Genomic DNA, 12,289 nt, shown 5'->3' on the forward strand with positions numbered 1-12,289 from the left:
ATGACCGCCCTGATCCCCACAGATGCCGAAGACCCGGTTCTGCTGCGGGAGGCCCTGCAGCGGGCGCTCGACGGCGGCCCCGCTCTGGGGCTGGGGATGGTGGCCGATGCCCCGGAGAACGTGGCGGACGGACTCGCGGCGGTGATCGCGACGTCGGGATCGAGCGGCATCCCGAAGCGCGTCGCGCTGAGCGGGGAGGCGCTGAGGGCGAGCGCAGAGGCGACGGCGGCACGGATCGGCAGCGGCCGCTGGCTGCTCGCACTGCCCGCCGGCTACGTCGCCGGGCTCCAGGTGCTCGTGCGGTCGATCCTCGCGGATACGCAGCCCACACGGATCGAGGGGCGATTCTCGCCGCAGGTCTTCGCCGAGGCGACGTACGAGATGATGCGGCCGTCGTCGAGCACGGGGATGCCCGACCTGTACACCTCGCTCGTGCCCGCCCAGGTCTCGACGCTGCTCGACGCCGCGGACGAGACGTCGGTCCGTGCGGCCTTGACGGCGTATCGGGCGATCCTCGTGGGCGGCCAGTCTCTTCCCGAGCCGCTGCGCGAGCGAGCAGCCGACCTCGGGGTGCGACTGGTGCGCACCTACGGTTCGACCGAGACCAGCGGGGGATGCGTCTACGACGGCGTACCGCTCGACACGGTCGGCGTCCGCACGGTGGACGGAGAGCTGCGCATCGCCGGGCCCATGCTCGCCGAAGGATACCTGGGAGATGCGGCACTGACCGCGCGCACCTTCGTGCGTGATGAGCACGGCATCCGCTGGTACCGCACCGGCGACCTCGGCCTCGTCGAAGACGGCACTGTGCGCGTGCACGGCCGGGCCGACAACGTGATCGTCTCCGGCGGCATCAACATCTCCCTCGACCGTGTGGAACGGGTCGTCCGTCGCGTCCCCGGTCTCCACGAGGCCGTGGTGGTCGGCGTGGAGGATGAGCGGTGGGGCGAGGCATCCGTGATCGTGGCGGCGCGGGGGGAGGTGCTCCGGCGCAGCGAGTCCGAGCAGCTCGCGCACGCCCGGGACGCGGTCGAGGAAGAGCTCGGCAAGCATGCCAGGCCTGCACGGTTGATCGTGGTCGACGAGATCGACGTGCTGTCCTCGGGCAAGCCCGACCGCGAGTCCCTCCGACGGATGGTCGCCGAGCTGCGCTGAGGCGTGCCACGACCGGTCTCGAAGGGCTCTGCCAGACTGACCCCATGGCCTCGTACACGCATGGACACCACGAAACCGTCCTCCGCTCGCACAACGTCCGCGACATCGCGAACTCCGCCGAGTACCTCCGTCCGTACCTCGGGGCCAGCACACGACTTCTCGACGTGGGCGCAGGTCCTGGGAGCATCACGGTCGACTTCGCCGGCATCGTGGCGCACGTGACAGCGACGGAGATCGACGAGAACGCCCTGTCCCTCTCGGAGCGGCTCGCCGCCGATCGCGGCCTCACGACCCTGTCGTTCTCCGTCGAAGACGTGCACGCGCTGAGCTTTCCCGACGAATCCTTCGACGTCGTGCACGCGCACCAGGTGCTCCAGCACGTCGGCGACCCCGTGCAGGCTCTGCGCGAGATGCGCCGCGTCACGGTTCCGGGCGGCGTCGTCGCCGCACGCGATGCCGACTACGCGGGCTTCGTGTGGTTCCCCGTGCTGCCGGAGCTCGACCGGTGGCTCGCGCTGTATCGCGCCGCGGCCAGGGCCAACGGCGGAGAGCCGGATGCGGGACGACGGCTGTTGGCCTGGGCACGCGCTGCGGGCTTCACCGACATCTCGGCGACGGCGTCGACCTGGTGCTACGCGTCTCCGGAAGAGCGGGCGTGGTGGGGCGGCATGTGGGCCGACCGCATCCTCGAATCCGCGCTCGCACGGCAGCTCGTCGACAGCGACATGGCGACGCCCGCTGATCTACAGGAGATCAGCGACGCCTGGAAGCGCTGGGCCGATGACGGCGACGGCTGGTACCTGGTGCCGCACGGCGAGATCGTCGCACGCGCCTGACCCGGCACGGATACATCCCTCGACGGATGCCCACGCGCAGACGCTCGCGTAGCGTGGGGGAGTGATCCGCCCGCTCTCCCGCACCGCGCTGATCCTCGACATCGTCGGGGCGGCGTTGCTCTTCCTCGTGCTCGCACCGATGTCGCTGGTGTTCTACGGGCCCGTCACGGACAACCCGGCCGTCGGCGGCGCGGCGATCGTGATCCTCGTCTTCGCGAGCGTGCTCATGTCCGGCGCCGTCGCCATCGGACGGCTCGCGCCCGGATGGGCGTTGGCCGCTGCCTGGGCCGGCGCCGTGCTGCAGATGATCGCCGGTTTCGGGCCGCTGCCGATCGACGTCGCGATCCTGCTGGTGCTGTACGCGACCTCCGCCTGGGGGACGCGCCGGGTGCTCTGGTGGGGATTCGGTTCAGCGCTCTTCGGCGGTCTCGTGGCCGCCGTGTTCATGGTGATCGTCAACGGTGTGGCGTTCGGAACCGGCGACGGATGGCAGAAGATCACCACGGGGACGCTGCTCCTCGTGCTCTCGGTCATGGCGCTCGGCTTCGCCTGGGTGTGCGGCCTGCTGTGGCGTGTCGTGCTGCGCGCGCGCCGAACGAGGTCGGCCCAGCTGCAGGCCGAGTCCCTCGCCGCCGAGGAGCAGGAACGGGTGCGCATCGCGCGCGACATGCATGACGTGGTCGCGCATTCGCTGGCCGTGGTGATCGCCCAGGCGGACGGTGCCAGGTACGCGGCCGCGGTGCAGCCCGAAGTGGCGACCGAGGCTCTCGGCACCATCGCCCAGACCGCGCGCGGAGCTCTGAGCGACGTGCGGATGCTGCTCACGCAGTTGCGGCATCGACAGGGCGACGGTCCGCAGCCGACGCTCGCCGACCTCGAGGCGCTGTTCGCGCAGGTGCGGCAGGCCGGGATCGAGCCGCGCGTCACCGTGGATCCGATGCCGCCGGGGGAGCCGCCCGCCGCGATCCAGCTCGCCGTGTACCGCATCCTCCAGGAGGCGCTCACGAACGCGATCCGCCACGGAGACGGCGCGGTCGACGTGCACATCGCCTGGCTTCCCGACCGCGTCGACGTCGATGTGCGGAACACGGTCGCGAGCGAGGCGACCTCCGTCCCCGGCGGACACGGGCTCATCGGCATGCGTGAGCGTGCGCAGCTCGTCGGCGGTAGTCTGCAAGCCGAGCGCAGAGGGGCACAGTTCGTCGTCCACGCCACGCTCCCGATCGGAGTCTCCGAATGATCAGAGTCGTGCTCGTCGACGACCAGGCGCTCTTCCGTGCCGGAATCCGGATGCTCATCGCGTCACAGCCCGACCTCGAGGTGGTCGGCGAAGCCGGCAACGGCCAGGAGGCGATCGACGTCGTCCGCACGACCCGCCCCGACGTGGTGATGATGGACATCCGGATGCCGGTGATGGACGGGCTCACGGCGACTGCGGAGATCCTGACCCGCCCTGATGCCCCGCGCGTCGTCATGCTCACCACGTTCGATCTGGATGAGGCGGCGGCGAGGGCGATCCGGCAGGGCGCGAGCGGATTCCTCCTCAAGGACGCCGACCCCGAGTTCCTGCTCGCGGCGATCCGCACGGTGCACTCCGGGTCGAGCGTGATCGCTGCTTCGGCGACCCGCGATCTCTTCGAGCACTTCGCCGAGGCTCCCAAACCCGTTCCGCCGCAGTATGCCGACCTGACGGACCGGGAGAGGGAGATCTTCGCGCTCGCGGCCCGAGGGCTGTCGAATGCCGAGATCGCGAGCCGGGAGTACCTGAGCGAGGCGACGGTGAAGACGCACATCAGCAGGATCCTCAGCAAACTGGCGCTGCGCGACCGGGTGCAGCTCGTGGTGTTCGCCTTCGAGCACGGCCTCGCCTGACGCAGACATCCCCTGACGCACGTCTCGCCTGACGCACGTCTGGCCCGACGCACGTCTGGCCTGACGCACGCCTGGGTGTGACGGGATCATCCTTGCGATGTATGCCGATGCGCCCCGCGGGCGATGACCCGCCATGGGCGGCGGAAATAGCGTCGGGGACATGGAGATCACGACCACCGACCTGGGGCTCGCCGCCCGCGTCCAGCACCTGAAGAAGACCTACGGCTCCGGCGAGGGCACCGTCCACGCACTGGACGACGTCAGCGTGGGCATCCGCCGCGGGCAGTTCACCGCCATCATGGGGCCTTCGGGTTCCGGCAAGTCGACCCTGATGCACATCATGGCGGGACTCGACAGCCCGACCGAGGGACGCGCGTGGATCGGCGACACCGAGATCACCGGCCTGGGCGACATCGACCTCACCATCCTGCGGCGTCGCCGGGTCGGCTTCATCTTCCAGGCCTTCAACCTCGTCCCGACGCTCGACACCCTCGGCAACATCATGCTCCCGTTCGAGCTCGACGGTCGCCGTCCGAGTGCGATCGAGCGCGCGCGCATCGACGGGCTCGTCGAGACGCTCGGCCTGGGCTCGCGGCTCTCCCACCGTCCGCACCAGTTGTCCGGCGGTCAGCAGCAGCGTGTCGCCATCGCCCGCGCCCTCGCCACGGCACCCGACCTCGTGTTCGCCGATGAGCCCACCGGCAACCTCGACTCGAAGACCGGCCGTGAGGTGCTGCGTCTGCTCGCCACCGCGAGCCGCGAGCACGGGCAGTCGATCGCGATGGTCACGCACGACGCGATCGCCGCCAGCCACGCCGACCGCGTGCTCTACCTCGGCGACGGACGCATCGTCGCCGACCACCCCCGTCAGACCGCTGAGGAGATCTCGGCCTACATGCTCGCCGCGGAGGTGGCCGCATGAGCGCCGTCGCCACGGTCGTCCCCGAGACTCGGGCGACCGGACCCCGACTCGCGTGGTTGCGCGACCGCGGGATGGGGGCCAGCATCCTGGTCGCGGCACTGTCCGCGGCGTTCGGCGTGCTCCTCGTGGAGATCACCGCCTACATCGGCGCCGTGCTGCAGAACGATCCGTTCATCGGCGACAGCGAGACTCTCGCCTTCGTCGTCGCCCTGCTCTCCGTCCTGTTGACCGTCGTCGCGATGTACGTCGCGGCCATCGTCACCGCCAACACCTTCTCGACGATCATCGCCGGTCGTACGCGGCAGATCGCGCTCATGCGCCTGATCGGTGCGACCGCGCGCTCCCAGCGCGCCGAGGTCGGCAGGCAGGGACTCGTCGTCGGACTCCTCGGAGCAGCGATCGGTCTGCTGGTCGGGATCGGGCTCGCGGCCGTCGGAGTGCAGATCGGCGGGCAGCTGATCACCAATGCCCCGTCCGATTTCTCCCTCGCTCAGCCCTTCGTGGCGCTTCCGGCGATCGGCGTGGCCCTCACGACATGGGCGGCGGCCTGGGCCGGTTCCCGACGCGTGCTCGCGGTGACCCCGCTGCAGTCGCTGGGCGGTTCGGTCGAGCGCACCCTCGACGAGGTCTCCGGCAAGCCGGGCCGGCACATCGGCGCCTGGGTGCTGCTCATCGCCGGTGCGCTGCTCCTGGTCGGCGGGGTTCTGGTGGGGCTCATGACGCCGCTCGGCGTCGTCGTGGCGTTCGTCGGCGGTGTGCTCTCGTTCACCGGCCTCGCGCTCGGATCCGTGCTGTTCATGCCGCCCGTGCTGCGTCTGGTCGGCCGGATGTTCGGGTCGAGCGCCACCGCTCGCCTCGCCGCCGAGAACGCGCTGCGATACCCCGAGCGTTCGTCGCGGATGGCGATCGGCGTGGTGATGGGTGTGACCCTGGTGACGATGTTCGCCGTGGCCCTGGAATCGGCCAAGGCGTTGATGATGAGCCAGTCGACGGGAGAGGTCCCTCCGGAGTTCTTCGCCCCGATGGACGCTTTCGCGGCGGTGATGATGGTGCTGGTCGCCGTCTCCGCGGTGATCGCCGCAGTCGGCCTCGTGAACCTCCTCACGATCGGAGTGGTGCAGCGACGCAGGGAGCTCGGACTGCTGCGCTCGATCGGTCTGTCGAATCGCCAGGTGCGACGGATGGTGCTGCTCGAAGCCACGCACATCACGGTCGCGGCGACTCTGACGGGCCTCGTGCTCGGGGTCGTGTACGGCTGGATCGCCGCGCAGTCGCTGCTCGGTTCGGTGCCGACATTGCCGGACTTCACGCCGGCGGGGCTCGTCGCGCCCCAGATCCCGTGGGTTCCCGTGGCCATCATCGTCGTCGCGACGGCGGTGCTCACGCTGGTGGCGGCCGCGACGCCGACGCGACTGGCGACCAGGGTGGCCCCGGTCGAGGCTCTCGCAGCCGACTGACGCCTCTAGGCTGGTCGGGTGCCGTCGCCGTTCGATCAGTCCACGTATCAGGTCCGCCTCGACTGGGGGACAGCCGGTCTCGACCGGCTCGCCGCCGCCGACGTCGTCGTGGTCGTCGATGTGCTGAGGTTCTCCTCGATCGTCGTCGACGCCGTCGCGTCCGGCGCCGAGGTCGGTGTGGCCGAGGCGGAGACCTGGTCGCGCAACGGCGCGGCGGTCGCGGTCGCGGCCTCCCGCGGATCGACGGTGCTCGTGGGAAGCATCCGCAACGCCGGCGCCGTCGCTCGCGCGGTGCAGACCATCCAGGAGCGCCGGCAGGCACGCACCTCCGTCGCCGTCATCGCGGCCGGCGAGCTCGACGAGAACGAGCTTCTCCGGTTCGCCGTGGAAGACCAGCTCGGTGCGGGCGCGGTCATCGCCGCTCTCTCGGCTCGGGGCATCGATCACACGGCCCCGGACGCCGCGGTCGCCGCCGAGGGGTTCCACGCACTCCGCGCCGCCGTGCGGCATATGGTCGGGGCGAGCGGTTCCGGGCGGGAGATCGCCGGCGGCGTCGCGGCGACGGCCCGCATCGAAGCAGCAGGACTGACACCCACCACGGTCGCCGATGCGGCGGTGCTCGACGCGGTCGACGTCGTCCCCGTGCTGCGTGATGGGGTGTTCACCCGCTTCGAGTGATGTCGCCTCGGCCCGTCCGGCGCGATCCTGCCGGCACGCAGATGTGTGCCGGATGCCGCGGGGCAGGCGCCGGTGTGGGCGAGGACACGTAGGGTCGTGTCATGAGGTACCTTCCCGCTGTCGTCGTCGACGTCGTGCTCGTGCTGATCTTCGCGGCGATCGGTCGCGCCTCCCATGACGAGAACCCCGCAGGGTTCCTCCTCACGGCATGGCCGTTCCTGATCGCCCTCCTGGTGGGGCATGCCCTCGCTGCCCTGTTGCCTGGTCGACCCCGCCGCCCCTGGTCATTGCTGTGGGGCGCGGTGGTCTGGATCGTGACGGTCGCCGGTGGCATGCTCATCCGCGTGCTGAGCGGTGATACGGCGGAGGTGCCCTTCATCATCGTCGCGACGCTCGTGCTGGGGGTGTTCCTGGTCGGCTGGCGCGCGATCGCGGCGCTGGTGCGTCGTCGGCGCAGCTCGGCGGAGAGCATCGACGGATCCGCACCGGTCGAGACGGAGGGCGTCGACGACTCCGACAGGTGAGTCGCGGTCAGCGCGGGAGCTGCGCGGCGAGCCGCACGTCGCTCGTGATCTCACGTCGGGTCCAGGCGAACAGGTGCCGGGAGTCGAATGTGCGCGAGCAGCGTGCACACGACGTCGGCCTCGTGGGCCGGCGGTGCCGGTACGTGACGTGCCCGGCGGGGCAGCTGCCCACCCAGGGCGCGAGCTCCACCGCCGTCTCGCCGTGATGGGTGGTGCCGCCGACGTAGCCGAGGTCGCGGGCGACGCGCTTCCAGATCGGTCCGTGGGCGGCTTCGTGGCCGGCGAGGGCGTGCGCGACCTCATGCAGCAGCACCTGGTGGATGTCGTCATCGTCGAAGCGAGCGGCGAGGTAGCGCGACACGGTGATCCGCTTCTTCGTGTAGTCGCACTGACCGGCCCGACGCTTGGCATTGTCGAAGCCGAACGACCAGCTGTCGTCGAGATGCAGCGTGATCAGTGCCTCGCCCCAGACGCGCACACGGTCAAGTTCCGCCATGCGATCAGGCTAAGCCATGCCGGTGACATCGCGGCCGCGCCGGGCCTCAGCCGGGGATGAGCTGCGGCGGGCGCCGACGCTCGACCGCTTCGATCGCCAGGAGCGCGGTCTCGAGCTCGCTGTCTTCGGCCCCGGACTCGCGACGCAGGAACAGCGACTGCTTGAAGCTCTCGCGCGCGGTCTCGTAGTCGCCGGCGTCGTAGGCGTTCTTGCCATGGTGCTGGTACGCGAAGGCCGCGATCGACAGCCACCGCTGGCCCTCGGCCTCGGCGGCGCAGGTCGCGAGCTCCTGTTCCGCTGCGGCGTGCGCACCCCGATACTGCAGGATCGTCGCATGCAGCACGCGTGCGCGAAGCACGTCCTTGCGAGTCCCCGCCATGCGCGCTTGGCGCACCGTCTCGTCCGCCAGCGCGAGCGCCTCATCGAGGCGGTCGAGCACCTTCAGCAGCCACACGCGCTCCAGCAGAGCGGGCAGGCTGCGCTGCGAATCGATCTCCGCGAGACGGGCCTCGCACTCATCGAGATCGACCTTTTCGCGGAGGGTCTCCTGGTCGTATCCCCGGATGAAACTCATTGCTCTCCTTCCGCAGCGTCCCCACCCAGTCTGCCTTCCGTGCGCGGGGTCCACTCGACGGCGCGCCCTGGTCTGCCGCATCCTGATTTCGACACGCCGCCATCGCTTTCCGGGGGCGCCGTCCGAGCCGCTCGCGCGCGGGGAGCGGGCGGTGCGTCAGCGCAGGAACAGCGAGGCGTCCGGCCGCGGTGAGGCGACGGCGTCGGCATCTGTCACGATCCGCGCCCCCTGGATGAAGGCGTCGACCTCGGCGCCCTGAGCGATCTTGGCGGGATGGGGGCCCGCGGCCAGGATGCGCGGCAGCCACTCCGTCGGCAGGGGAGCGGCGGAGGCGGCGATGACGAGATTCCCGAAGCGCCGGCCCTTGAGCACCTGGGTGTCGGCCAGGATGCCGACCTCCGGAAGCACGTCCGCGATCGTCGCGGCCTGGCGGCGGGCGAAAGCGAGTCCCGGCCCGTCGGCGACGTTGACGAGGAGCACCCCGCCCGGGGCCAACAGCTCTGCGAGTTCCCGGTAGAACTCGACGCTGGTGAGATGCGCGGGTGTCTGCGCACCCGAGTAGACATCGGAGACGACGAGGTCGCAGCTCGCGCGGAGCGCGCTCGGCAGCTTGGCGACTCCTTCGCGGGCATCGCCGATCCTGATCCGGATCGGCGCTCCCTTCGGCAACGGGAGGTGTTCGCGCACCAGCTGCGCGAGCGGAGCCTCGAGCTCGATCACCTGTTGACGTGAGCCGGGCCGCGTCGCGTCGATGTAGCGCGGTACGGTCAGCGCGCCGGCCCCGAGGTGCACGGCGGTCAGGGGGCCGGGGGCGAGCTGATCGATGACCGCGCCCATGCGGACGATGTACTCGAAGTGCAGGTGCGTCGGGTCGTCGGGGTCGACATGGGACTGCGGGGTGCCGTCGACGATGAGCTCGAAGCCGCTCGTGAACTCCGAGGGCACGATGCCGGCGATGCCGCCGTGGTCCAGCCGGACCTGGGGATGCTCGGTGTCGCGCGATCTCGTCCGGCCCATGGGCACGAGCCTACGCGCTGCTCAGCGTCTCAGCGGCTCAGCGCTGCTTGCCGTTCGCACACGTCTCCTGATCGACCGTCTGACCGGAGATCGCCGAGTCGAGCGTCGCACGGGGAGACGGCGCGTCCGTGGCAGGAGCATCCGTCGCCGGCGGATCCGTCACCGGAGCCTCGCCTTCCGTGCCCGGCGCAGGTTCGACGAGTTCGACGCCCCCGTTGTTGCTGACGTCGCCGGTGAGCTGCACGGGCTGACCCGCTTTCAGAGCGTCCCAGATGGTCGCGGCGGCCTGCTCGTTCGGGATCACGCGGTCGGAGTCGTCGGGGTCGGCGAAGACCGGGTACTGGAGGAACACGAACTCGGAGAACGGCACGTCCTTGATCGACAGGGCCAGCTGGGCGAGCCGGATGGGGTTTCCCAGCTCGACGCTCGGATCGATGTTGTCCACGATGGTGTCGGCGAGCCCCAGCACCTTGCCGGGGTCGGACAGCACCTCGTCGCTCATGATCTTCTTCACGAGGCGGGACATGTACTGCTGCTGGTTCGACACGCGCGCCATGTCGCTCTCATCGCCGACGCCGTGCCGCGTGCGGATGAATTGCAGGGCCTCGTAGCCCGACACGGTGCGCAGACCCGGCTCCCAGTCGAGCGCGGTGTGCCGGTCGCGGATGCCGTCGCCGCCGATGCACACCTCGACGCCGCCGATCGCGTCGGTCACCTCCATCACGCCGTCGAAGTCGATCTTGGCGGCGAAGGGGATCTCGATCCCGGTGAGCTCGGTGACGGTCTTCGCGACGCAAGACATCCCGGCGTTCTGATAGATCGAGTTGATCTGCGTCTTGCGGGTCTCCGAGGCGATCGATCCGTCTTCTCTGGTGCACTCCGGCGTCGGGATCATGAGGTCGCGGGGAAGCGAGACGACGGTGACGTTGCGCGGCTCTGCCGAGACGTGGACCAGGAGGTTCACGTCGTTGAGGATCCCACCGTCGGCCTTCGAGCAGCGCTCGCCCAGCAGACCCGTCGACACGGCACCGCATTCGTCGGTGCCGAGGACGAGGATGCTGAACTCCCCGGGGTAGGCGCTGATGGACGGCGGCTCCACCTCGGGGGCATCCTCCAACGCGACGGCGCCCTCGTTGAAGCGGTTGAAGTAGTCGGTGACGACGAACGCGGCGACCGCGATCGCGGCGACGAGGATGACACCGACGGAGATCCCGGCGATCTTCAGGAATCCTCTGGCGGGCTTCAGAGCGGGGCGTGTCGCGTGGCGAGCGACCGTCGAGCGGTCGTTGTCAGGAGTGCGGCGAACCATCCGGGGAGCCTACCGGGGGAACCTGATGTTACGGCCACATGACGATTGTGAGAGGAACTTGCAGGTAATTAGTTAGTCGTGGATACTTTTTCCTAACCCCCGGTGAGTACCCGATGCTTGCCAGGACTTTTCAAAGAGGAGATCCCCGCAATGCACAAGCGCATTCTCTCGGCTGTGGCGCTCGGCGCCGTGGCCACGCTCGCCCTCGCCGGTTGCGCCGGCGGCAGCGACACCGGCTCCACCGACGGCAAGGGCCAGGAGCTCACCGTCTGGATCATGAAGGGCACCAACCCCGACGCCTCCGCCTTCTACGACAAGGTGTCCGACGCCTTCGAGAAGGAGACCGGCGCGACGGTCAAGATCGAGGAGATCCAGTGGGCCGACGCCCACGACCGCTTCGTGACCTCCATCGCCGGTGGCACGACCCCCGACATCGCCGAGACCGGCACCACCTGGACCGCGGAGTTCGCCGACGCCGGCGCGCTCGAGCCGCTCGATGAGTACGTCGACGCCGAGAAGGGCCTCCGCGACGACCTCGTCGAGGGCCTCGAAGTCGCCGGCACCTACGACGGCGAGCTGTACGGCATGCCGTGGTACGCGGGCGTCCGCTCGCTGGTCTACCGCGCCGACGTGTTCGAGGAGCTCGGTCTCGAGGCTCCGAAGACGTGGGACGACATCGTCGCCGCGGGTGACGCCATCAAGGCGGCCAAGCCCGACATGCTCCCCTTCCCGGTTCCCGGTGACGCCGAGTTCCAGGTCTACCCCTGGGTCTGGGGCGCCGGCGGCGAGATCGCCACGAAGGACGGCAAGACCTGGACCAGCGAGCTGGACAGCACGCAGTCGCAGGCGGGCATCGAGTTCTACACGGGCCTCGCCACCGAGCACGGCTTCTCCTCCGCAGGTGCCACCACCTGGAAGGAGACCGACCTCCGTGACGCGTTCACGCAGGGCAACGTCGCCATGATGCTCTCGGGCTCCTGGACGCCGAAGTCGCTCATCGAGGCGAACCCCGACCTCGAGGGCAAGATCGGCGCAGCCGTCATCCCGGGTGAGGACGGCGGTATCGCTCCGTCCGTGCTCGGCGGATCACACCTCTCCGTGTTCAACACGACCAAGAACGCCGACCTCGCGTGGGAGTTCGTCAAGCTCATGACCACCGGCGAGTTCGCCGAGCAGTGGTCGAACGAGACCGGCTACTTCCCGGGCGTCCAGTCCGCGATGGAAGAGGCGCTGGCCTCGACCGACCCGCTGGTCGCACCGTTCGCCGAGCAGATGGTCGACGGTGGCGCATCCGTCCCGGTCACCCCGAACTTCGGCGCCGTGCAGGCGAAGAAGACGACCAACTCCATGATCCAGGCCATCCTCAGCGGGCAGAAGGACGTCGCGACCGCGACGAAGGACGCCGCCGCCGAGATGACCGAACTCCTCAACCAGAAGTAAGGAAGCATT

Annotated in this window: 13 protein-coding genes; 9 read left to right on the forward strand and 4 right to left on the reverse strand. The window is 69.7% G+C overall.

The genetic code is table 11. The features are described 5' to 3' along the window. The 8 genes from ABRP18_RS04280 (at window position 1) to ABRP18_RS04315 (ending at window position 7,444) form a co-directional block, all read left to right on the forward strand. Window positions 1-1,155, forward strand: a complete 1,155-nt coding sequence (locus ABRP18_RS04280; RefSeq protein ID WP_349885605.1) for an AMP-binding protein — start codon at window positions 1-3, stop codon at window positions 1,153-1,155. Between the two features lie 44 nt (window positions 1,156-1,199). Continuing rightward, window positions 1,200-1,991, forward strand: a complete 792-nt coding sequence (locus ABRP18_RS04285; protein ID WP_349885606.1) for a class I SAM-dependent methyltransferase — start codon at window positions 1,200-1,202, stop codon at window positions 1,989-1,991. Window positions 1,992-2,052: 61 nt separating this feature from the next. Next, window positions 2,053-3,231, forward strand: coding sequence for a sensor histidine kinase (locus ABRP18_RS04290; protein WP_058630478.1), 1,179 nt, complete (start codon window positions 2,053-2,055; stop codon window positions 3,229-3,231). Continuing rightward, window positions 3,228-3,863, forward strand: a complete 636-nt coding sequence (locus ABRP18_RS04295; protein ID WP_046747329.1) for a response regulator transcription factor — start codon at window positions 3,228-3,230, stop codon at window positions 3,861-3,863. Before ABRP18_RS04290 ends, ABRP18_RS04295 begins: the two co-directional genes overlap by 4 nt. Before the next feature lie 160 nt (window positions 3,864-4,023). Beyond that, window positions 4,024-4,785 carry an ABC transporter ATP-binding protein gene (locus ABRP18_RS04300; RefSeq protein WP_046747330.1) on the forward strand — a complete coding sequence of 254 codons (762 nt, stop codon included), beginning with the start codon at window positions 4,024-4,026 and terminating at the stop codon, window positions 4,783-4,785. Continuing rightward, the gene (locus ABRP18_RS04305; protein ID WP_349885607.1) at window positions 4,782-6,242 is read left to right on the forward strand and encodes an ABC transporter permease; all 1,461 of its coding nucleotides are present in this window, start codon (window positions 4,782-4,784) and stop codon (window positions 6,240-6,242) included. The genes ABRP18_RS04300 and ABRP18_RS04305 overlap by 4 nt, the downstream gene beginning before the upstream one ends. An 18-nt stretch (window positions 6,243-6,260) precedes the next feature. Continuing rightward, window positions 6,261-6,920, forward strand: coding sequence for a 2-phosphosulfolactate phosphatase (locus ABRP18_RS04310; RefSeq protein WP_193762289.1), 660 nt, complete (start codon window positions 6,261-6,263; stop codon window positions 6,918-6,920). A gap of 101 nt (window positions 6,921-7,021) precedes the next feature. After that, window positions 7,022-7,444: a DUF3054 domain-containing protein gene (locus tag ABRP18_RS04315; RefSeq protein WP_046747333.1), complete on the forward strand. Its 423-nt coding sequence runs from the start codon at window positions 7,022-7,024 to the stop codon at window positions 7,442-7,444. A gap of 7 nt (window positions 7,445-7,451) precedes the next feature. Here the strand turns inward: ABRP18_RS04315 and ABRP18_RS04320 are convergent, their stop codons facing one another. The 4 genes from ABRP18_RS04320 to ABRP18_RS04335 form a co-directional block, all read right to left on the reverse strand. Beyond that, the gene (locus ABRP18_RS04320) at window positions 7,452-7,940 is read right to left on the reverse strand and encodes a SprT-like domain-containing protein (RefSeq protein WP_061017169.1); all 489 of its coding nucleotides are present in this window, start codon (window positions 7,938-7,940) and stop codon (window positions 7,452-7,454) included. 46 nt (window positions 7,941-7,986) lie between these two features. Beyond that, the gene (locus tag ABRP18_RS04325) at window positions 7,987-8,514 is read right to left on the reverse strand and encodes a hypothetical protein (RefSeq protein ID WP_046747335.1); all 528 of its coding nucleotides are present in this window, start codon (window positions 8,512-8,514) and stop codon (window positions 7,987-7,989) included. Between the two features lie 156 nt (window positions 8,515-8,670). After that, window positions 8,671-9,531 (reverse strand): fused MFS/spermidine synthase, encoded by an 861-nt coding sequence (locus ABRP18_RS04330; RefSeq protein WP_349885608.1) that lies wholly within the window; start codon window positions 9,529-9,531, stop codon window positions 8,671-8,673. Between the two features lie 37 nt (window positions 9,532-9,568). Further along, window positions 9,569-10,840, reverse strand: coding sequence for an LCP family protein (locus tag ABRP18_RS04335; protein WP_349885609.1), 1,272 nt, complete (start codon window positions 10,838-10,840; stop codon window positions 9,569-9,571). Between the two features lie 150 nt (window positions 10,841-10,990). Here ABRP18_RS04335 and ABRP18_RS04340 point away from each other — a divergent pair, with 150 nt between their 5' ends. Continuing rightward, window positions 10,991-12,280, forward strand: coding sequence for a sugar ABC transporter substrate-binding protein (locus ABRP18_RS04340; RefSeq protein ID WP_113680587.1), 1,290 nt, complete (start codon window positions 10,991-10,993; stop codon window positions 12,278-12,280). Window positions 12,281-12,289: the final 9 nt, after the last annotated feature.

The sequence above is a fragment of the Microbacterium sp. WHRI 7836 genome, from assembly GCF_040223885.2.
In the GTDB taxonomy this organism is placed as follows: domain Bacteria; phylum Actinomycetota; class Actinomycetes; order Actinomycetales; family Microbacteriaceae; genus Microbacterium; species Microbacterium oxydans.